At 68.6% G+C, this 22,391-nt stretch carries 13 protein-coding genes and 1 tRNA gene; 12 read left to right on the top strand and 2 right to left on the bottom strand.

The genetic code is table 11. The annotated features are described in order from the left end of the window. The first annotated feature begins 1 nt into the window (after position 1). The 11 genes from nuoL (at position 2) to pnp (ending at position 15,012) form a co-directional block, all read left to right on the top strand. The gene (nuoL, locus tag AB3X07_RS14890) at positions 2-2,176 is read left to right on the top strand and encodes an NADH-quinone oxidoreductase subunit L (RefSeq protein WP_369939371.1); all 2,175 of its coding nucleotides are present in this window, start codon (positions 2-4) and stop codon (positions 2,174-2,176) included. Positions 2,177-2,196: 20 nt separating this feature from the next. Continuing rightward, positions 2,197-3,699: an NADH-quinone oxidoreductase subunit M gene (locus AB3X07_RS14885; protein ID WP_369939369.1), complete on the top strand. Its 1,503-nt coding sequence runs from the start codon at positions 2,197-2,199 to the stop codon at positions 3,697-3,699. A gap of 37 nt (positions 3,700-3,736) precedes the next feature. Next, positions 3,737-5,212 carry an NADH-quinone oxidoreductase subunit NuoN gene (gene nuoN / locus AB3X07_RS14880; RefSeq protein ID WP_369944780.1) on the top strand — a complete coding sequence of 492 codons (1,476 nt, stop codon included), beginning with the start codon at positions 3,737-3,739 and terminating at the stop codon, positions 5,210-5,212. Positions 5,213-5,423: 211 nt separating this feature from the next. Continuing rightward, positions 5,424-5,500: transfer RNA gene (locus AB3X07_RS14875), tRNA-Met, on the top strand. Between the two features lie 207 nt (positions 5,501-5,707). Continuing rightward, a complete protein-coding gene (rimP, locus tag AB3X07_RS14870) occupies positions 5,708-6,319 on the top strand; it encodes a ribosome maturation factor RimP (RefSeq protein ID WP_369939368.1) in 612 nt (203 codons plus the stop codon). Then, positions 6,316-7,827: a transcription termination factor NusA gene (nusA, locus tag AB3X07_RS14865; protein WP_369939367.1), complete on the top strand. Its 1,512-nt coding sequence runs from the start codon at positions 6,316-6,318 to the stop codon at positions 7,825-7,827. Before rimP ends, nusA begins: the two co-directional genes overlap by 4 nt. Positions 7,828-7,922: 95 nt before the next feature. After that, entirely contained in the window at positions 7,923-10,631 is a 2,709-nt protein-coding gene (gene infB, locus AB3X07_RS14860) for a translation initiation factor IF-2 (protein ID WP_369939365.1), read from the top strand. A gap of 116 nt (positions 10,632-10,747) precedes the next feature. Continuing rightward, entirely contained in the window at positions 10,748-11,161 is a 414-nt protein-coding gene (rbfA, locus tag AB3X07_RS14855) for a 30S ribosome-binding factor RbfA (protein ID WP_369939364.1), read from the top strand. A 187-nt stretch (positions 11,162-11,348) separates the two neighbouring features. Further along, positions 11,349-12,275, top strand: a complete 927-nt coding sequence (gene truB, locus AB3X07_RS14850) for a tRNA pseudouridine(55) synthase TruB (RefSeq protein ID WP_369939363.1) — start codon at positions 11,349-11,351, stop codon at positions 12,273-12,275. 203 nt (positions 12,276-12,478) lie between these two features. Then, positions 12,479-12,739, top strand: a complete 261-nt coding sequence (rpsO, locus tag AB3X07_RS14845; RefSeq protein ID WP_019797620.1) for a 30S ribosomal protein S15 — start codon at positions 12,479-12,481, stop codon at positions 12,737-12,739. A 164-nt stretch (positions 12,740-12,903) separates the two neighbouring features. Further along, positions 12,904-15,012 (top strand): polyribonucleotide nucleotidyltransferase, encoded by a 2,109-nt coding sequence (gene pnp, locus AB3X07_RS14840; RefSeq protein WP_369939362.1) that lies wholly within the window; start codon positions 12,904-12,906, stop codon positions 15,010-15,012. Between the two features lie 192 nt (positions 15,013-15,204). Here the strand turns inward: pnp and AB3X07_RS14835 are convergent, their stop codons facing one another. Continuing rightward, the gene (locus AB3X07_RS14835; protein WP_369939361.1) at positions 15,205-16,578 is read right to left on the bottom strand and encodes an EAL domain-containing protein; all 1,374 of its coding nucleotides are present in this window, start codon (positions 16,576-16,578) and stop codon (positions 15,205-15,207) included. A 119-nt stretch (positions 16,579-16,697) separates the two neighbouring features. Then, a complete protein-coding gene (locus tag AB3X07_RS14830) occupies positions 16,698-17,015 on the bottom strand; it encodes a DUF3175 domain-containing protein (RefSeq protein WP_369939360.1) in 318 nt (105 codons plus the stop codon). Positions 17,016-17,548: 533 nt separating this feature from the next. Between AB3X07_RS14830 and AB3X07_RS14825 the strand changes: the two genes are divergently transcribed. Beyond that, the gene (locus AB3X07_RS14825) at positions 17,549-21,919 is read left to right on the top strand and encodes a DEAD/DEAH box helicase (protein ID WP_369939359.1); all 4,371 of its coding nucleotides are present in this window, start codon (positions 17,549-17,551) and stop codon (positions 21,917-21,919) included. The last annotated feature ends 472 nt before the right edge of the window (positions 21,920-22,391 follow it).

Genomic DNA, 22,391 nt, shown 5'->3' with positions numbered 1-22,391 from the left:
GATGGAAATTACGCTCTCCCAGAGTCTGCTGATCGCGGTGGTGCTTGCGCCGCTGGTCGGCAGCATCGTCGCCGGCCTGTTCGGCCGGCAGGTCGGCCGCAAGGGTGCGCAGCTGGTCACCATCCTCGGCGTCGCGGTCAGCTGCGCGCTGTCGTGCTGGACCCTGTACCAGCTGGTCGGGCAGGGCGCGGCGCCGTTCAACCAGAACGTCTACACCTTCTTCGACGTCGGCAACTACTCGGCCCACGTCGGCTTCATGGTCGACCGCCTGACCGCGATGATGATGGTGGTGGTGACCTTCGTGTCGCTGCTGGTGCACATCTACACCATCGGCTACATGGCCGACGACCCGGGCTACCAGCGCTTCTTCAGCTACATCTCGCTGTTCACCTTCTCGATGCTGAGCCTGGTGATGAGCAACAACTTCCTGCAGCTGTTCTTCGGCTGGGAAGCGGTGGGCCTGGTGTCGTACCTGCTGATCGGCTTCTGGTTCAAGCGCCCGACCGCGGTGTTCGCCAACATGAAGGCGTTCCTGGTCAACCGCGTCGGCGACTTCGGCTTCCTGCTCGGTATCGCCCTGGTGCTGTACGTGTTCGGCAGCCTCGACTACTCGATGGTGTTCGCCAACGCCACCGCCATGGTCGGCGGCACCATCACCGTGTGGACCGGCTCGATCACCATTCCCTTCACCGAGCACGCGATCCACGTCATCGACCCGGTGGTGTGGTCGGTCCCGACGATGGTCTGCATTTGCCTGTTCATCGGCGCCATGGGCAAGTCGGCGCAGGTGCCGCTGCATGTGTGGCTGCCCGACTCGATGGAAGGTCCGACTCCGATCTCGGCGCTGATCCATGCCGCGACCATGGTCACCGCCGGCATCTTCATGGTGGCGCGCATGTCGCCGCTGTTCGAGCTGTCCGAGACCGCGCTGAACTTCGTGCTGTTCATCGGCGCCACCACCGCGTTCTTCACCGGCCTGATCGGCATCGTGCAGAACGACATCAAGCGCGTGGTCGCCTACTCGACGCTGTCGCAGCTGGGTTACATGACCGTGGCGCTGGGCGTGTCGGCCTACTCGGCGGCGGTGTTCCACCTGATGACCCACGCCTTCTTCAAGGCGCTGCTGTTCCTGGCCGCCGGCTCGGTGATCATCGGCATGCACCACGAGCAGGACATGCGCAAGATGGGTGGCCTGCGCAAGTACATGCCGGTCACCTACTGGACCAGCGTGATCGGCACCCTGGCGCTGGTCGGCACCCCGTTCTTCGCCGGCTTCTACTCCAAGGACACGATCATCGAGGCCGCTGCGCACCATGCGCACACCTCGCACAGCTGGATCGCGACCTACGGTTACTGGGCGGTGCTCGGCGGCGTGCTGGTCACCAGCTTCTACAGCTTCCGCCTGCTGTTCCTGACCTTCCACGGGCAGGAGCGCTTCCGCGATGCGCATGCGCACCACGACGCGCACCACGACAGCGCGCACGACGGGCATGCGCATGACGATCACGCGCACGACGATCATGGCCACGGCCACCATGGCGCACATGAGCCCCACGAGTCGCCGTGGGTGGTGACGGTGCCGCTGATCCTGCTGGCGATCCCGTCGATCGCGATCGGCTTCTTCACCATCGGCCCGATGCTGTTCGGCACCGACTGGATGGGGCACAACGCCGCGGTGGCGGTGAAGGGCCAGGCGCTGAGCTTCTTCAGCGGCATCGTCGACTTCTACGACCCGGCGCGCGACACCGTCGGCGCGCTGGCCGAGGAGTTCCACGGTCCTGTCGCGTTCGCGCTGCACGGCCTGACCCAGCCGCCGTTCTTCCTGACCCTGGCCGGTTTCGCCCTGGCCTGGATCCTGTACCTGTGGAAGCCCGAACTGGCGGCGAAGGCGCGCAAGACCTTCGCCGGACCGGTGTGGGTGCTGGAGAACAAGTACGGTTTCGACAAGCTCTGGATCGACGGCTTCGCCGGCGGCGGCGTCCGCCTCGGCAAGGCGTCGCGCGCGGTGGATACGCATGTCGTGGACGGCGTCATGGTCAACGGCACCGCGCGCGTGATCGACCTGGCAGCCAACCTGCTGCGTCGCACGCAATCCGGTTTCCTCTATCACTACGCCTTCGCGATGATCATCGGTCTCATTGCCCTGCTGGGCGTGCTGATGCATTTCTGGCGTTGACCTGTACGGAATAAGAACACGTGTCGAACTGGCCTCTACTCTCCATCCTGATCTGGCTGCCGATCGTCGGCGGCGCGCTGATCCTCGCCTTGCGCGACGCCACCACCGCGCGCTGGGCGTCGCTGCTGGTCGCGCTGCTGACCTTCGCGCTGAGCATCCCGCTGCTCACCGGCTTCGACTACGCCAGCGACGCGCTGCAGTTCGTCGAGACCCACGCGTGGATCCCGGCCTACGACATCGGCTACAACCTCGGCGCCGACGGCATCGCGGTGGCGTTGATCGTGCTGACCACGCTGGTCACGGTGCTGGCGCTGATCGGCGCCTGGGCCTCGATCGACAAGCGGGTCAACCAGTACGTGGCCGCGTTCCTGATCCTGGAAGGCGTCACCGTCGGCATTTTCGCCGCCACCGACGCGATGCTGTTCTACGTGTTCTTCGAGGCGATGCTGATCCCGATGTTCCTGATCATCGGCATCTGGGGCGGCCCGCGCCGCATCTACGCCGCGGTCAAGTTCTTCCTGTACACCTTCCTCGGCTCGGTGCTGATGCTGGTCGGGTTGATCTACCTGTACCTGAAGGGCGGCAGCTTCCAGCTCGCCGACCTGTACCAGCTGTCGCTGACCTCCAAGGAGCAGACCTGGCTGTTCTTCGCCTTCCTGATCGCCTTCGCGGTCAAGGTGCCGATGTTCCCGGTGCACACCTGGCTGCCGGACGCGCACGTGGAAGCGCCGACCGCCGGTTCGGTGATCCTGGCCGCGATCGCGCTGAAGATCGGCGGCTACGGCTTCCTGCGCTTCAACCTGCCGATGCTGCCCGATGCCAGCAACCACTGGGCCTGGCTGGTGATCGCGCTATCGCTGATCGCGGTGATCTACGTCGGCCTGGTCGCGCTGGTGCAGGAGGACATGAAGAAGCTGATCGCGTATTCGTCGATCGCGCACATGGGCTTCGTCACCCTCGGCGCCTTCGTCGCCTTCGCCCTGGTGGCGTCCGGCAGCGGCGACGCCGCGCAGTTGGCGCTGCAGGGCGCGATGGTGCAGATGATCTCGCACGGCTTCGTGTCCGGCGCGATGTTCTCCTGCGTCGGCGTGCTGTACGACCGCATGCACACCCGCCGCATCGCCGACTACGGCGGCGTGGCCAACGTGATGCCGTGGTTCGCCGCGTTCGCGATGCTGTTCTTCATGGCCAATGCCGGCCTGCCGGGCACCAGCGGCTTCGTCGGCGAGTTCATGGTCATCCTGTCCAGCTTCCAGTCGCACCCGCTGCAGGCCTTCGCCGCCGCCACCACGCTGGTGATCGGCGCCGCCTACACGCTGTGGCTGTACAAGCGCGTGTTCTTCGGCGAAGTGGCCAACGCGCACGTGGCCGAACTGAAGGACATCAACGGCCGCGAGGCGCTGGTGCTGGGCGTGTTCGCGCTGGGCGTGCTGGCCCTGGGCCTGTATCCGAAGCCGCTGACCGACCTGATGGAGCCCTCGATCGCAAAGCTGGCGGCGCAGATCGCCACCAGCAAGCTGTAATCGGGCCGTCGAGCGAAATGATTCCAGAGAGTTGATGATGACCACCCCTGCGCTGCTGCCCCTGACCGCCGTCGACCTGCCGCCCCTGCTCCCCGAGCTGGTGCTGACCGCCGGCGCCTTCGCCCTGCTGATGCTCGATCTGTTCATCAGCGAGCGCAACAAGGTCTGGACCCACATCGTCTCGGTCGCGATCCTGGTCGCGGTGTTCGCGATGCTGCTGGCCGGCGTGGGCGGGCAGGGCGAGGTGTTCCATGGCATGTTCGTGCGCGACGCCGCCGCCGACGTGATGAAGACGGTGATCGTCGGCCTCAGCGCGCTGACCCTGATCTACGGCTGGAGCTACCTGCGCGAGCGCAAGCTGTACCAGGGTGAGATCCCGGTGCTGGTGCTGTTCGCCACCGTCGGCATGATGATCCTGGTCTCGGCCGGCAGCCTGCTGATGGTCTACCTGGGCCTGGAACTGCTGGCGCTGTGTTCCTACGCGCTGGTCGCCTCCAACCGCGACAACGGCATGGCCACCGAGGCGGCGATGAAGTACATCGTGCTCGGGTCGCTGGCCTCGGGCCTGCTGCTGTACGGCATGTCGCTGATCTACGGCGCCACCGGCACGTTGAGCCTGGCCGCCATCCACGAGGCGATCGGTTCCAGCCAGGAGCACACCCTGCTGCTGACCGGCGCGGTCTTTATGATCGCCGGCGTGGCCTTCAAGCTCGGCGCCGCGCCGTTCCACATGTGGTTGCCGGACGTCTACCAGGGCGCGCCGGCGCCGATCGCGCTGTTCATCAGCTCGGCGTCCAAGCTGGCCGCGTTCGGCATGGCCTATCGCCTGCTGGAAGTGGGCGTGGGACCGCTGGCCGAACAATGGCACTGGGTGATCGGCGGCCTGGCGGCGCTGTCGCTGCTGGTCGGCAACCTGATGGCGTTGGCGCAGAGCAACCTCAAGCGCATGCTGGCGTACTCCACGGTTTCGCACATCGGCTTCCTGCTGCTTGGCGTGGCCGGCGGCGGCGAGCGCGGCTATGCGGCGGCGCTGTTCTACGCGATCTGCTATGCGGTGATGTCCACCGCCTCGTTCGGCGCGATCATCGCGATGTCGCGCCGGGGTTTCGAGGCCGAGCGCATCGACGACTTCAAGGGCCTGAACGCGCGCAACCCGTGGATGGCGCTGCTGGTGCTGTGCATCATGGCCTCGCTGGCCGGCGTGCCGCCGTTCCTGGGCTTCTGGGCCAAGCTGGCGGTGCTGGGCGCGGTGGTCGCGGTGCCCGATCACACTGTGTGGTGGACCGGCCTGGCGATCCTGTCGGTGCTGTGCGCGGTGATCGGCGCGTTCTACTACCTGCGCGTGATCAAGGTGATGTACTTCGACGAGCCGGTCGGCGAACCGCTGCCGGGCAACGACGACCGCCTGCTCGGCGTGGTGCTCGGCGTCAATTCGATCGGCCTGCTGGCGCTGGGCCTGGCCTGGAGCCCGCTGATGGCGTGGTGCCAGCGCGCCTTCGCGCAGTTGGCCTGATCGCGCACGAAAGCGCTGTTTTCAAGCTGTTTTCGACAACGCCGCCGCAAGGGCGGCGTTGTCGTTTTTGCATTGCGCGCGACGCGCGCTATTCCGTTCGCGGTCGCTTGCGCGTATCATGTCGCTCGAAGACCGGCGGCATCGCCGCCGGGTCGGATGAAAAATCAGGGCTTGCAATCATCGCGCTGATTCTTCATAATTCCGCTTCTGCTGCGGGGTGGAGCAGTCTGGCAGCTCGTCGGGCTCATAACCCGAAGGTCGCAGGTTCAAATCCTGCCCCCGCTACCATATTTGTCTACGGCGGCAACCAGTGCATCGGTTGCCCGCGGTAGGGAAATCTGGGCTTCGCGAAGACGCATGTTCCCGTCTTTGCAACCGGAATCCAGCGTGACCGGAGTCGTACCGGATAAGGGGCCCAACGGGCCCTTTGTCGTTTCCGGGGTCCGGGAAAACCGGCGTAATCGATTCTTCATTCATCCAGATGCAAGGCAGGCTGTGAGCGACAAGGCAAACGAAATCGCGACTCTGCTGGGCCCGACCGTGGACGCGTTGGGCCTGGAACTGCTGGGGGCGGAATACCTGCCGGCCCCGGGCGGCGCCACGCTGCGCCTGTACATCGACGTGCCGCTGGCCGAGCAGCCCGAGCGCATCGTCAACATCGACGATTGCGAGCGGGTCAGCCGCGAGGTGTCCGCGCAGTTGGACGTGGAAGATCCGATCAGCGGCAACTACACGCTGGAAGTGTCCTCGCCCGGCGTGGACCGACCATTGTTCAGCGCCGAGCAGTTCGCGCGCCACCAGGGCGAGTCGGCCAAGGTGGTGCTGAAGCTGCCGCAGCAGGGCCGTCGGCGCCTGCAGGGGCGCATCGCCCAGGTCGACGTGGACGCCGGGCGCATCGTGTTCGAGATCGACGGCGCCGAACTGGCGGTGGACTTCGACAATATCGACAAGGCGCGGATCCTGCCCGACTGGGCGGCGTTGGGCCTGGCCCCGACCAAGCCCGGCAAGAGCCCCAAGCCCAAGCCGGCCGGCAAGACCGCAAACCCCAATAAGAAACCATCCAACGAACCGGCGGCCAACAAGGCTGCGCGCGGAGCGAAAGAATGAGCAAGGAACTGTTGCTGGTAGTCGACGCGGTAGCCAACGAGAAAGGCGTGCCGCGCGAAGTGATCTTCGACGCGATCGAGGCCGCGCTGGCCTCGGCGGCGAAGAAGCGCTATCCCGACCAGGACGTGCTGACGCGCGTCACCATCGACCATAAGGACGGCAACTACGAGACCTTCCGCCGTTGGGAAGTGGTGGCCGACGACGTGGTGATGGAATCGCCGGACCGGCAGATCCGCCTGATGGACGCGGTCGACGAGGCCGACGGCGTGGATGTCGGCGACTACATCGAAGAACAGATCGAGAACCCGGATTTCGGCCGCATCGCCGCGCAGGCCGCCAAGCAGGTGATCGTGCAGCGCGTGCGCGAGGCCGAGCGCCAGCAGGTCGTCGATGCGTGGAAGGATCGCGTCGGCGAACTGGTTACCGGCGTGGTCAAGCGTGCCGAGCGCGGCAACATCTACGTGGACCTGGGCGGCAACGCCGAGGCCTTCATTCCGAAGGACAAGGGCATTCCGCGCGACGTGCTGCGCGCCGGCGACCGCGTGCGCGGCTACCTGGCCGAAGTGCGTTCGGAGCCGCGCGGCCCGCAGCTGTTCATCAGCCGCGCCGCGCCGGAATTCATGATCGAGCTGTTCAAGCTGGAAGTGCCGGAAGTGGGCCAGGGCCTGGTCGAGATCAAGGCCTGCGCGCGCGATCCGGGCGACCGCGCCAAGATCGCGGTGCTGGCGCACGACACCCGCACCGATCCGATCGGCGCCTGCATCGGCATGCGCGGTTCGCGCGTGCAGGCGGTGTCCAACGAGCTCAACGGCGAGCGCGTGGACATCGTGCTGTGGAACGACAACCCGGCCAACTTCGTCATCAACGCGATGGCGCCGGCCGAGGTGCAGTCGATCATCGTCGATGAAGAGAAGCACTCGATGGACCTGGCGGTGGCCGAAGACCGCCTGGCCCAGGCGATCGGCAAGGGCGGCCAGAACGTGCGCCTGGCCAGCCGCCTGACCGGCTGGCAGCTCAACGTGATGACCGCCGAGCAGGTCGCGGCCAAGTCCGAGGCCGAGCAGGCCGTCGCCCGCCAGCTGTTCATGGACAAGCTGGAAGTGGACGAGGAAATCGCCGCGATCCTGGTCGCCGAGGGCTTCAACTCGGTCGAGGAAATCGCCTACGTGCCGGTCGGCGAGTTGCTGGCGGTGGAGGGCTTCGACGAGGACATCGTCGAGGAACTGCGCGCCCGCGCCCGCGACGCGCTGCTCAACGAGGCGCTGGCCGCCGAGGAGAGCGACGGCGACGGCGTGCCGGCGGCGGACCTGCTGGCCCTGGACGGCATGGACGAAGCCACCGCCTATGCGCTGGCCGCCCATGGCGTGCGCACCAGCGAGGACTTGTCGGACCTGGCCGCCGACGAAATCCTCGAATTCGGCATCGAGGACCTGGACCAGGAACGCGCCGCGGCGCTCATCCTGGCCGCCCGTGCCGAGGAGATCGCCCGATTGGAACGCGGCGAATGAGTCAGCGATGAATGCCGCCCTGACCCGATCAGGGCTTAGAATCCGCGCTACCTTCGCACGCGGCGAGGGGGCGCCAACCAGATCATAGGATCCGAATGTCGCAGCAAACCACCATCCGCAAGCTGGCCGAACTGGTGAACACGCCGGTCGAGAAACTGCTGGTTCAACTGGCCGAGGCCGGGATGAAGTTCAGCGGTCCCGACCAGGTCGTGACCAGTACCGAAAAGATGAAGCTGCTCGGCTTCCTGCGCCGCACCCATGGCAAGACCGACAAGCCGGCCGAGGAAGAAGCCCAGGCCGCGCCGAAGAAGATCACCCTGAACCGGCGCAAGCTGCAGGAAGTGACGGTCAGCGCCGGGCGCAGCAAGACCACGGTCAACGTCGAGGTCCGGCAGAAGCGCACCTACGTGAAGTCGGCCGAGGATCTGGCCGCCGAGCGCGCGGGCACGTCGTCGGGCGGGCGGGTGGACGACGAGCGCGCCGAGATCCTGCGCAAGCTGGAGGAATCCAAGCAGCGCAATCTGGCCGAACAGCAGAAGCTGGCCGAGCAGGACCGTGCGCGCGCCGAGGAAATCGAGCGCAAGCGCAAGGCCGAGCAGGACGCGCGCGAGCGCGTCGAGGCCGAGCAGCGCGCGGCGCAGGCCGCGCTGGACGCCGAGTCGGCACCGCCGGCCGCGGCACCGTCCGCGCCTGCCGCCGACCGCAATGCCGCCGCGGCGCCGCGCCCGGCACGTCCGGCGGTGGCGCCGCGTCCGGCCGGTGCCGCGCATCCGGCCAAGCCGGCCGCGCCGCGCAGCGACGACCGCAACAACGCCAACAACAAGCACAAGACCCGCGGCTCGCACGTGATGGTCGCCGGGGTCGAGGACGACGACAGCACCAGCCGCTTCGCCGGCCAGCTGCACCTGTCCGCGGCCGACCGCGCGCGCCGTTCCAACGTGCGCGGCAAGCCGCGCGGCGGCAGCCACAGCGGCGGCCGTCGCCAGGCCGAACCGTCGCGCAGCGGCGGCGGCGCGCATGGCTTCGAGCGTCCCACCGCGCCGGTGGTGCGCGAAGTGGCGATCGGCGACACCATCACCGTGGCCGATCTGGCGCAGAAGCTCGCGCTGAAGGGCGGCGACGTGGTCAAGGCGCTGTTCAAGATGGGCGTGATGGCCACCATCACCCAGTCCATCGACCACGACACCGCGGCGCTGATCACCGAAGAGCTCGGCCACAAGCCGGTGCGCGCGGGCAGCGCCGACGCCGAGGACGCGCTGCTGGCGCACACCGAGGACGCGCAGGGCGAGAAGCTGCCGCGGCCGCCGGTGGTCACCATCATGGGCCACGTCGACCACGGCAAGACCTCGTTGCTGGACTACATCCGTCGCACCAAGGTCGCCTCGGGCGAAGCCGGCGGCATCACCCAGCACATCGGCGCGTACCACGTCGAGACCGATCGCGGCGTCATCAGCTTCCTGGACACCCCGGGCCATGCCGCGTTCACCTCGATGCGCGCGCGCGGCGCCAAGCTCACCGACATCGTGGTGCTGGTGGTCGCGGCCGACGACGGCGTGATGCCGCAGACGGTCGAGGCGGTCAAGCATGCGAAGGCGGCCGGCGTGCCGCTGATCGTGGCGGTCAACAAGATCGACAAGTCCGGCGCCGATCCGCTGCGGGTCAAGAACGAGTTGCTGGCGCAGGACGTGGTCGCCGAAGAATTCGGTGGCGACACCCAGTTCGTCGAACTCTCGGCCAAGACCGGCCAGGGCATCGACGTGCTGCTCGACGCGATCTCGCTGCAGGCCGAAGTGCTGGAACTGCGGGCGGTGGCCGACGGCCGCGCCAGCGGCGTGGTGATCGAGTCCTCGCTGGACAAGGGCCGCGGCCCGGTGGCGACGGTGCTGGTGCAGCAGGGCGCGCTGAAGAAGGGCGACTACCTGGTGTGCGGCATCCAGTACGGCCGCGTGCGTGCGTTGTTCGACGAAACCGGCAAGCAGCCCGATGCCGCCGGCCCGTCCATCCCGGTGCAGGTGCTGGGCCTGTCCGGCGTGCCGGATGCCGGCGACGACTTCGTGGTCGTCGATGACGAGCGTCTGGCTAAGGACGTGGCGCAGCAGCGCGAGACCAAGCGCCGCGAGTCGCGCCTGGTGTCCTCGGCGGGCAGCCGCATGGAAGACATCATGTCGCAGCTCGGCAAGGGCGAGGGCCAGCTGTCGCTGAACCTGGTGATCAAGGCCGACGTGCAGGGTTCGGTGGAAGCGCTGAAGCAGTCGCTGACCGCGCTGTCCAACGAGCAGATCCGCATCAACGTGATCCACTCCGGCGTGGGCGGCATCACCGAGTCCGATGCGAATTCGGCGCTGGCCTCCAAGGCCACGGTGATCGGCTTCAACGTGCGTGCCGACGCCTCGGCGCGGCGCATCATCGAGACCAACGGCATCGACCTGCGCTACTTCTCGATCATCTACGACGTGATCGACCAGGTGAAGCAGGTGGCGTCCGGTCTGCTGGGCGTAGAGATCCGCGAGGAGATCATCGGTACCGCCGAGGTGCGCGACGTGTTCCGCAGCTCCAAGTTCGGCGCCGTCGCCGGCTGCATGGTGGTGGAGGGCGTGGTCAAGCGCAACAAGCCGATCCGCGTGCTGCGCGACAACACCGTGGTGTTCGAAGGCGAGCTGGAATCGCTGCGTCGCTTCAAGGAGAACGTCGACGAGGTGCGCAACGGCACCGAGTGCGGCATCGGCGTGAAGGCGTACAACGACGTCAAGCCGGGCGACCAGATCGAGTGCTTCGAGCGTATCGAAGTGCAGCGCACGCTTTAAAGAGCCGGGATTCGGGAATCGGGAGTGGGGAATGGGAAGAGCGGGGCGCTGCGTGCGCTTCGTTCGTCCCAGACCCTCCCCGGTTCCTTCATTCCGAATATAGAGAATTCTCAGTCATGCCCACCAAGTCCTTTCACCGTACCGATCGCGTGTCCGCGCAGATCCGGCGCGACCTCGGCACGATCGTGCATGCGGCCGTGCGCGATCATGGCCTGCCGTCGGTCAGCGTGTCCGACGTCGAAGTCACCCGCGACCTGGCCCATGCCAAGGTGTTCGTCACCGCGCTGATGCCGGAGCGTTCGGTCGAGGCGGTCAAGGGCCTGAAGGAACTGGCGCCGCAGCTGCGCAGCGAACTGGCGCGGGCGATGAAGCTGCGCCACGTGCCCGAGCTGCATTTCCACTACGACGATTCGGTCGATCGCGGCGAGCGCATCGACAATCTGCTGCGCGACATGCCGGAACTGCAACAACGTGAAGACGCCGGCGACGATGCCGACGGCAATGGCAGCCTGGTTCCGCCCAAGGGCTGAGCCCTCCTGTAGCGGTGCGCGCATCGGCGCGTACCGCCGATCGCCTGCCTGTGCTTCCGCGTCCTGGCACCCGCATTTGCAGCCTGCGATCTGATTTCTGCTTTTCTTCCTGACCTGCGCGGGTCGCCGGCCCCGCCGCGGATTCGCCAATCCCGAATCCCGAATCCCGAATCCCAGCCGCTCCGCCATGTCCCTGATCGGTCCCCGACTGCCGCGTATCGCCTTCCGCCGCCTCGACGGCATCGTGCTGCTCGACAAGCCGGCCGGGATGAGTTCCAACGCCGCGCTGCAGGCGGCACGGCGCCTGTTCCGGGCGGAGAAGGGCGGCCATACCGGCAGCCTGGACCCGCTCGCCACCGGGCTGCTGCCGCTGTGCTTCGGCGAGGCGACCAAGCTGGCGGGGTTGCTGCTGGGCTCGGCCAAGGCCTACGAGGCCGAGATCGTGCTCGGCACCACCACCGATAGCGACGACGCCGACGGCGCGGTCCTGCAGACCCGGCCGGTGCCGGCGATCGATGCGGCGACCTTGCAGGCGGCGCTGGCGCCGTTGCGCGGCCGCATCCGCCAGCGCGCGCCGATCTATTCGGCATTGAAGCAGGGCGGCGAGCCGCTGTACGCCAAGGCGCGCCGCGGCGAGGCGATCGAGGCGCCGGAGCGCGAGGTCGAGGTGCATGCGATCGACGTGCTCGCGCACCAGGGCGAGCGCCTGCGTCTGCACGTGGCGTGCGGCTCCGGCACCTACATCCGCAGTCTGGCCCGCGATCTGGGCGAGGCGCTGGGCTGCGGCGCACACATCGCCGCGCTGCGGCGGCTGTGGGTGGAACCGTTCCGGACGCCGCAGATGGTCACCCTGGAGCACCTGCAGCACCTGGCCGCGCAGGATCCTGCGGCGCTGGAGGCGCTGGTGCTGCCGCTGGCCGCCGGTCTTGCCGATTTCCCGCCGTTGCGGCTGGAATCTGCTGCCGCGCAGCGTTTTCGCATGGGCCAACGGCTGCGCGATCCGGCCTGGCCGCCGGGCCTGGCCGCGGTGTTCGACGTCGATGGCACCCCGCTGGGGCTGGGCCAGGTCGATGCCGGCGGGCTGCTGGCGCCGCAGCGCATGTTCAATCTGTGACCGGAGGCCGGCCGTGGCGGGTCTCGCCGACCGCCGGTCAGTCATGACGCCGTCTTAACGCCTTGTTCCCCCGGGCCGGGGCCGGTACAATTCCGCGGCCTTTCCGGCACGCTGCGCTCCGGCGCAATCCTTCGCAATCGGCGAGCCAGGCGGTGCGTCCTTCGCACGTTCCTGCCGGCCCCGCATCTCAGAGAAAACACCACATGTCCATCGACACCCAGAAAGTCATCGAAGAAAACAAGCGCGGCGCCGCCGACACCGGTTCGCCGGAAGTGCAGGTCGCGCTGCTGACCGCCCGCATCGAACAGCTGACCGGCCACTTCAAGACCCACAAGAAGGACCACCACAGCCGCCGCGGCCTGCTGCAGATGGTCAACCGCCGCCGCAGCCTGCTCGACTATCTGAAGAAGAAGGATGGCGAGCGCTACAAGGCGCTGATCGAGAAGCTCGGCCTGCGTCGCTGAGGCAACGAACCCCACCGCGGCGCAGCGATGCGCCGCGGTTTTGTTTTGGGTAGTACCGTGACCCGGGGATCGCTCCGCGTCACCGGCCGGATCCTCCCGGCCACCCGCCAGCGGCATGGGCCGTCAGCGGTCCATTCGAAGACAGCATCATCCAAGGAAACCCCGTGGCAAAAATCACCAAAACCTTCCAGTACGGCAAGCACACCGTCACCCTCGAAACCGGCGAGATCGCCCGCCAGGCCGGCGGCGCCGTCATCGTCAAGATGGACGACACCGTACTGCTGGTCACCGCCGTCGCCGCCAAGAGCGCGCGCGAAGGTCAGGACTTCTTCCCGCTGACGGTCGACTATCAGGAGAAGTTCTACGCCGGCGGCCGCATCCCCGGCGGCTTCTTCAAGCGCGAGGGACGTGCGACCGAGAAGGAGACGCTGATTTCGCGTCTGATCGACCGTCCGATCCGTCCGCTGTTCCCGGAGGATTACAAGAACGAAGTGCAGATCATCGCCACGGTGATGTCGATGAACCCGGACATCGACGGCGACATCGCCGCGCTGATCGGCGCCTCGGCCGCGCTGTCGCTGGCCGGCACCCCGTTCAACGGTCCGATCGGCGCCGCCAAGGTCGGTTACAAGAACGGCGAATACATCCTCAACCCGACCGTGTCGGAGCTGAAGGACTCGCAGCTGGAGCTGGTCGTCGCCGGTACCGCCAACGCGGTGCTGATGGTCGAGTCCGAAGCCGCGCTGCTGTCCGAGGAAGTGATGCTGGGCGCGGTCACCTTCGGTCATCGCGAGATGCAGAAGGTCATCAACATCATCAACGAGCTGACCGTCGAAGCCGGCACCAAGCCGTCCGACTGGGTCGCCCCGGCCAAGAACGAGGCCATGATCGCCGCGCTGAAGGAAGCGGTTGGCGATCAGCTGGCGTCGGCCTTCCAGGTGCGCGACAAGCTGCAGCGCCGCGATGCGATCTCGGCGATCAAGAAGGACGTGCTGGCGCAGCTGGCGCCGCGCGCCGCCGCCGAAGGCTGGGTCGCCGCCGACCTGTCCAAGGAGTTCGGCGAGCTGGAGTACCAGACCATGCGCGGTTCGGTGCTGAGCACCAAGGTGCGCATCGATGGCCGTGCGCTGGACACCGTGCGCCCGATCAGCGTGAAGGCCGGCGTGCTGCCGCGCACCCACGGCTCGGCGCTGTTCACCCGCGGCGAGACCCAGGCGATCGTGGTCACCACGCTGGGCACCGCCCGCGACGGCCAGGTGATCGACGCGGTCTCAGGCGAGTACAAGGAAAACTTCCTGTTCCACTACAACTTCCCTCCGTATTCGGTGGGCGAGTGCGGCCGCTTCGGCGCGCCCAAGCGTCGCGAGATCGGCCACGGCCGCCTCGCCAAGCGCGGCGTGCTGGCGGTGATGCCGACCATGGAAGAGTTCCCGTACACCATCCGCGTGGTCTCGGAAATCACCGAATCCAACGGTTCCTCGTCGATGGCTTCGGTCTGCGGTTCGTCGCTGGCGCTGATGGACGCGGGCGTGCCGGTGAAGGCGCCGGTGGCCGGTATCGCCATGGGCCTGGTGAAGGAAGGCAACGACTTCGTGGTGCTGTCGGACATCCTGGGCGATGAAGATCACCTGGGCGACATGGACTTCAAGGTCGCCGGTACCGCCGAGGGCGTGTCCGCGCTGCAGATGGACATCAAGATCGAAGGCATCACCGAGGAGATCATGAAGCAGGCCCTGGCGCAGGCCAAGGCCGGCCGACTGCACATCCTCGGCGAGATGGCCAGCGCGCTGACCACCCCGCGTGCGGAGCTGAGCGACTACGCGCCGCGCCTGCTGACGATCAAGATCCACCCGGACAAGATCCGCGAAGTGATCGGCAAGGGTGGTTCCACCATCCAGGCGATCACCAAGGAAACCGGCACCCAGATCGACATCCAGGACGACGGCACCATCGTCATCGCCTCGGTCAACGCGATCGCCGCGCAGGCCGCCAAGTCGCGCATCGAGCAGATCACCTCGGACGTCGAGCCGGGCCGCATCTACGAAGGCAAGGTCGCCAAGATCATGGACTTCGGCGCGTTCGTGACCATCCTGCCGGGCAAGGACGGCCTGGTGCACGTCTCGCAGATCTCCAGCGAGCGCGTGGAGAAGGTCGGCGACAAGCTGAAGGAAGGCGACGTGGTCAAGGTCAAGGTGCTGGAAGTGGACAAGCAGGGCCGCATCCGCCTGTCGATGAAGGCCGTGGAAGAAGGCGAGGGCGTGTCGGCCGAATAAGCCGCACGTCTCCAGCGCGATTCCAGGAAAAAGCGGGCTTCGGCCCGCTTTTTTCATGGGCGCCGCGGAAGCGGATCGACGCTCGCGTGTAGGAGCGGCTTCAGCCGCGGCAGGGCGGCACCAGTGGGGTTGTGTCGCGGCTGAAGCCGCTCCTACACGGAATGCGGCGCGCTCGCTCGAGCGCGCGGGGACTTAGCCGATGCCGTCCTCGATCGCCGGATAGCGCGCCAGGTGCGCCGCCAGCGGCCCCGGGTGCGCGAGCTGGTAGCCCTGTCCGTAGCGCACCCCCAATGCCTGCAACGTCGCCAGTTCGCTTTCGGTCTCGATGCCTTCCACGATCACGCTGGCGTTGGTTTCGGCGGCGAAGGACAGGATCGCCAGCGCCAGCCGCTGGCGCCGCGGTTCGGCATCGATGCCGCGGGTCAGGGTCAGGTCCAGCTTGATGATGTCCGGCGCCAGGTGCAGCAGGTGGCGCAGGCTGGCGAAGCCGGTGCCGGCATCGTCCAGCGCGATGCGCAGGCCTTGCCGCTGCAGCGCGGCGATGCGCTCGGACAGGCGCGGGTAGTCCGGCGGCTGCAGCTGCTCGGTGATCTCCAGCACCACCCGCGACAGCGGGTGGCCCTGCAGCAGCGCGTCCAGTTGCGGGTGCAGCAGGGTCTGCGCGGAGACGTTGATCGCCAGGTACAGCGGCGCCGGCAGCTGCGGCAGCAGGTCCAGCGCCTTGCGCGCGGCGGCCAGTTCCAGTTCCACCGCTAGCCCGACCTTGCCCGCATCGTCGAACCAGCGCAGCGGCGGCAACGCGGGGTTGGACGGAAACCGCGACAGCGCCTCGACCCCGACGATGCGTTGCGAGGCCAGCGCCAGCACCGGCTGGGTCACGATCTGCAGGCGTTCGTTGGCGACCACCTCGCGGATGCGCGTGGCGATCGCCGCCTTCTCGCGGAACGCGTGCTTTTCCGCGTTCTGGCGGCGCGCCACGTCGGTCTGCAGCGCGGCGCGGTCCATCGCCAGCGCCAGGGTCGCGCCGACCAGGGTCGCCAGCATCTCCAGCGTGCGCACGTCCTGCGGCGTGTAGCCGTTGCGGTACGGCGACATCACCTTGAGCACGCCGATGCCGCGGTCGCCGTAGCGCAGCGGCACCACCAGCATCGAGCGCAGGCCGACCTTGCGGCAGGCGTCGCGATTGACCCGTGGGTCTTCTTCCGAGTCGTCGCATTGCAGCACCTGGCCGCTGCGCATGCACAAGCCGGACAGGCTGCCGTCGCTGGGCAGGCGCAGGCCGAGGTGCTGCTCGGCGGTGCCGCTGGCGGACCAGTACAGCATGTCGTTGCCGTCGCGCATTTCCACCACCGCGCCGGTGGAGCGGGTCAACTCCTGCGCACGGCGGGTCACCACGTTGACCACCTGCAACGGATCGCTGCCGGCCGCGGCGATCTCGCCCTGGGCGAGGATGATGCGCGACAGCAGCACCGCGTCCTCGCTCATCGGCGAGGCGAGGGGAGCGCGCCTGTCGGCGGGATCGGCGGCTTGCTCGACCTGGTCCGAAACGTCGGGTTGCTTGGTCATGTCTGGATCATGCGCCCGTGGGGCGACGCAGGGCAATCGCGGAGCGCCCGCAGGCGGTCAGCCGGCCGCGGGTGCGCTGCGCGCGCCGCCGAGCGGCGGCGCGGCGGGCACGGCAGCGCTCATTCGGCGGCGCCGTTCCTGCGCGGCTTGCCGTACAGGCTGCGCAATTCGTCCTTGGCCTGCTCCAGCACTTCGCGGCGCTGCGCCGGCAACTGCTTGCCGGCACGGTTGATGTAGAAGGTCAGCATCGACATCGCCGAACGATAGGGGCCGGTACGGCGGCGTGCGCTCTGGTCGGCGGAATGCTTGAGCGAACGGGCGATGGACACCGGATCGTCGCGTTCGAACACGCTGGGCGTGAGATCCAGCGCATCGCTGCTGTCGTTGACGCGCTGGACCCAGTGGGCGGTGGAAGCGTTCGGGCTGCTTTGTGCCATTGACGATGCTCCTTGCGGGTAACGGAATGGAATGAGGAAAGCCGGGATCCGGTTAGCGCCGGTTGCAGCAGCGCCGCACGCATCGCGCGAACGCCTACGGACCAGCACGTGCGCATCGCTGCGGGCGGCAGGCGCGATCCAGCGTGGCCAGCGCACGTGCCGAACCGAGGCCGACATGCCGGCGATTGCGATACAGGCGACGCTGCCGTCCGATCATGCTGCAATGCCGCATGCATGCCTCCCCCGAGCGAGTGTCAGGTCGCGTTCGCTGCCGTGCAGACGAGGCAAACGTGACGAGCGCCAACATAACCGCGCAATGCGGGCACTGTGGTAGACAGTGCATTTCCCGATGAACGATTAACCGTCAAATCATCGTGAAAACAGCGGCGCCGCATGTGCGCGCTTGATCCGCGGCGGCGACGTCGCCATCTCGCACCGTATCGCCGTCGTCGCGATTGTCGCGTGAGACACGCGTGAGACAATCGCGACGTTCCGCTTCCGTCGGCCGCGCGCCGCGCGCCGCAGGAGACCGCATGTCGCTGCTGCAAGACCGCTTCCATCCCGCCGTCGCTCGCTGGTTCGAGCGGCGTTTCGCCGCGCCGACCCCGGCGCAGGCCGCCGCCTGGCCGGCGATCCTGGACGGGCGGCATACGCTGGTGGCGGCGCCGACCGGCTCCGGCAAGACGCTCACGGCATTTCTCGCCGCGCTCGATGCGCTGCTGCGTGAAGGCCTGCGCGACGGCGCGCTCGCCGATCGCACCCAGGTGCTGTACGTGTCGCCGCTGAAGGCCTTGTCCAACGACATCCAGCTCAATCTCGAGGCGCCCTTGGCCGGCATCCGCGCCGAACTGGCCGCGCTCGGCCTGCCCGACATGGAGATCCGCACCGCGGTGCGCACCGGCGACACTCCGCAGCGCGAGCGCGCGCAGGCGCGGCGGCGGCCGCCGCACGTGCTGGTGACCACGCCCGAATCGCTGTACGTGCTGCTCGGTTCGGCATCGGGGCGGGAGGCGCTGCGCCACGTGCGCACGGTGATCGTCGACGAGATCCATGCGCTGGCCGCGAACAAGCGCGGCAGCCACCTGGCGCTATCGCTGCAGCGTCTGCAGCAGCTGTGCGCGACGCCGCCGCTGCGCATCGGCCTGTCGGCGACGCAGAAGCCGATCGACGCGGTCGCGCGCTTCCTGGTCGGCAGCGCCGCGGTGCGCGACGGCACGCCCGATTGCGCGATCGTCGACATCGGCTATGCGCGCGCCCGCGATCTGGCGCTGGAGCTGCCGCCGACGCCGCTCAGCGCGAGCATGTCCAACGACCAGTGGCAGCAGGTGTACACGCGCCTGGCCGAGCTGGTGCGCGCGCATCGCACCACGCTGGTGTTCGTCAACACGCGGCGCATGGCCGAGCGCGCCGCGCGGCATCTGGGCGAACTGCTCGGCAACGCGGCGGTGGCGGCGCATCACGGCAGCCTGGCGCGCGAGGCGCGGCTGCTCGCCGAGCAGCGGCTCAAGGCGGGCGAGCTGCAGGTGCTGGTCGCCACCGCCTCGCTGGAGCTGGGATTGGACATCGGCGAGGTGGACCTGGTGTGCCAGCTCGGCTCGCCGCGTTCGATCGCCAGCTTCCTGCAGCGCGCCGGACGCTCCGGCCACGCGGTCGGCGCGACGCCGAAGGCGCGGCTGTTCCCGCAGTCGCGCGACGATCTGGTCGAGTGCGCCGCGCTGCTGGACTGCGTGCGCCGCGGCGAGCTGGATGCGCTGCACATGCTCGACGCGCCGCTGGACGTGCTGGCGCAGCAACTGGTCGCCGAGGTGGCGTGCCAGGAATGGGAGGAGGACGCGCTGTTCGCGCTGGTGCGCGGTGCCTGGCCGTACGCGAACCTGCCGCGCGACCGCTTCGACGCGGTGCTGCGGATGCTCAGCGACGGCTTCAGCACCCGGCTCGGCCCGCGCGCCGGCTACCTGCATCGCGACGCGGTGCATCGCCGCGTGCGCGAACGCCGCGGCGCGCGCATGGCGGCGCTGACCTCCGGCGGCACCATCCCGGAGACCGGCGACTACAGCGTGCTGCTGGAGCCGCAGGCCGAGACCATCGGCACGGTCCACGAGGACTTCGCGGTCGAAAGCCTCAGCGGCGATGTGTTCCAGCTCGGCAACGCCAGCTACCGCATCCTGCGCGTGGAAGCGGGGCGGGTGCGGGTGGAGGACGCGCGCGGCGCGCCGCCCAACATCCCGTTCTGGCTGGGCGAGGCGCCAGGGCGCAGCGACGAACTGTCGGCCGGCGTGTCGCGGCTGCGCGCGCAGGTGGAGCGCTGCCTGGAGCAGGGTGGGGCGGCGCAGGCACTGGCGTGGCTGGGCGGGGAGCTGGCGCTGGACGCGGCCGCGGCGCAGCAACTGGTCGATTACCTCGGCCGCGCCCATGCCGCGCTCGGCGCGCTGCCGACGCAGGACCGCATCGTGCTGGAGCGCTTCTTCGACGACAGCGGCGGCACCCAACTGGTGATCCACAGCGTGTACGGCAGCCGCATCAACCGCGCCTGGGGCCTGGCCCTGCGCAAGCGCTTCTGCCGCACCTTCAATTTCGAACTGCAGGCGGCCGCGACCGAGGACGCGATCGTGCTGTCGCTGTCCACGCGGCACAGCTTCGCGCTGGAGGAGGTGCTGCGCTATCTGCACACGTCCTCGGCGCTGGACGTGCTGGTGCAGGCCTTGCTGGAAGCGCCGCTGTTCGGCGTGCGCTGGCGCTGGAACGCCACCAACGCGCTGGCGCTGCCGCGCTTCACCGGCGGCCGCAAGGTCGCCCCGCAGCTGCAGCGGATGAAGTCCGAGGATCTGTTGGCGACGGTGTTCCCCGACCAGGTGGCCTGCGCCGAGAACCTGGTCGGCGAGCGCGAGATCCCGGAGCATCCGCTGGTCGCGCAGACGCTGCACGATTGCCTGCACGAGGCGATGGACAGCGAGGGCTGGCTGCGGCTGCTGCGCGGCATCGAGGACGGCGGCGTGCGCGTGCTGGCGCGCGACCTGGCCGCGCCGTCGCCGCTGGCGGCCGAGGCGCTGGACGCGCGGCCGTACGCCTTCCTCGACGACGCGCCGCTGGAGGAGCGCCGTACCCAGGCCGTGCACAGCCGCCGCTACCAGGATCCGGAGAGCGCCGACGACCTGGGCCGGCTGGATCCGCAGGCGATCGCCGCGGTGCGCGAGGAGGCCTGGCCGCAACCGCGCAGCCGCGACGAGATGCACGAGGCGCTGCTCGCGCTCGGCGCGCTGGAGGCCGCCGAAGCCGCGGCGCAGGCCGGATGGCCGGCCTGGCTGGCGGAACTGGCGGCCGACGCGCGCGCCACCCTGCTGCAGGACATCGACGGTGCCGGTGCCGCGCTGTGGGTGGCGGCCGAGGCGCTGGCGCTGGTCGCGCCGCTGTACCCGCGGGCCGTCGCGCAGCCGCGCATCGCCGTGCCCGACGGCTATGCGATCGATGCCTGGCAGCGCGAGGAGGCCGTGCGCGAGCTGCTGCGCGCGCGCCTGGGCGCGCTTGGCCCGACCACCGCGGCTGCCCTGGCGACGCCGCTGCGGCTGCCGCTGCGCGAGGTGCAGGCGGCCTTGCTGGCGCTGCAAGGCGACGGCTACGTGCTACCCGGCCGCTTCAGCGCCGAGACCGACACCGACGAATGGTGCGAACGCCATCTGCTGGCGCGCATCCATCGCTACACGCTCGGCCGCCTGCGGCGCGAGATCGAACCGGTGGCGCCGCGCGATTACGCGCGCTTCCTGTTCCGCTGGCAGCACCTGGACGGCGAGGGCCGCGTCGCCGGCGCCGAGGCGCTGGCCAGCGTGCTGGCGCAACTGGAAGGCTTCGAGGCGCCGGCGGCGCTGTGGGAAAGCGAGCTGCTGCCGGCGCGGGTGCGCGATTACGCCCCGGCCTGGCTGGACGAACTGTGCAGCGCCGGACGCACGCTGTGGACGCGGCTGCGCCCGTCGGCGGCGACCGCGGCGGGCGCAGCGGCCGGCGCGGGATCGTTGCGCAGCACGCCGATCCTGTTGCTGCCGCGGCGCAGCGTCGCGCAGTGGTCGCGGCTGCTGCCGGCCGCGGCCGCGCCGGCGGCGCTGGGATCGCGCGCGCAGAAGGTCGCCACGTACCTGGACGCGCACGGCGCCTCGTTCTTCGACGAGATCGCCGACGCCACGCGGCTGCTGTCCACCGAGCTGGAGGAGGCGCTGGCGGAACTGGTGGCGGTCGGCCGCATCCACTGCGACAGCTACGCCGGGCTGCGCGCCTTGCTGGTGCCGGCCTCCAAGCGGCCATCGGCGCTGTCGCGGCGGCGCCGGCGCGTGCCGCTGTCCGGCATCCAGGACGCGGGCCGCTGGGCGCTGCTGCGCGCGGCCGGCGATGGCGGCGATGCGGCCGCGCACGGCGCCGCCGTCGAACACGTCGCGCGCACTCTGCTGCGCCGTTACGGCGTGGTGTGCTGGCGCCTGCTCGAGCGCGAGGCGGCGTGGCTGCCGCCATGGCGCGAGTTGCTGCGCGTCTATCGCCGGCTGGAGGCGCGCGGCGAAATCCGTGGCGGGCGCTTCATCAGCGGGCTGTCCGGTGAGCAGTTCGCGCTGCCGGACGCGATCGGCCTGCTGCGCCAGATCCGTCGCCAGCCGCACGACGGCGCCTGGCTGTGCGTCGCCGCCGCCGATCCAGCCAACCTGCTCGGCAGCGTCCTGCCGGGGACGCGGGTACCGCGCGTGCCAGGCGCGCGGGTGCTGTACCGCGATGGCCTGCCGATGGCGACGTGGGCGGCGGAGCGTTTCGAGCCGTTGCAGGACATGTCTGCCGCCGACGCGATCGTTGCGCGACAACGCCTCGCCGAGGCGGCGCCGTCCGGCCCACGCGAGGCCATCGCCGCGATGCTCGCCGGACTGCGCTGAAGCGCTGCGTCGCTGAGGTCCCTGTTCATCAATTTAGTTCGTTCAGACGTGCGGGGGCGCGGCGCTCGGCACTGCAAATTTTCACGTGTTGTCTACAAATAAATTAGGTTCTCATCCCAGAAATTTTGGGGCTGTTTACCGCGCGATTTCGCTTACAGAACAACTCCTGCACGCACATTGCACGCGCGTTACAGCGTGCCGTGTCCCGCAATGATGCGCCGCAAAAGGCGCGATGCGTATTCATCGCTAGCGTGAAAATTCCCGGGTGTATGCCGAATTCCGCAGCGCCCGCGCCGATTAAAGACGGCTTCTGCGAGCGCCGATAGCGTTCAGGCAACGGGCGAGGACCAGCAAGGCAATCGCACCGCACGCACGTTGACGGTCGTTCCCGATTCCACCGAATCGCGAACAGGGCAACCGTCGAGGCCGCTCCCAGTCGTCGCGGTCGCGAACACACAATCGGGGAAACATC

Origin of the sequence: Xanthomonas sp. DAR 35659, from assembly GCF_041242975.1 — a bacterium.
Taxonomy (GTDB): Bacteria; Pseudomonadota; Gammaproteobacteria; order Xanthomonadales; family Xanthomonadaceae; genus Xanthomonas_A; species Xanthomonas_A medicagonis.
Note: the sequence above shows the minus strand (reverse complement) of the source record. Positions and strands in the feature narration are given on the sequence as shown.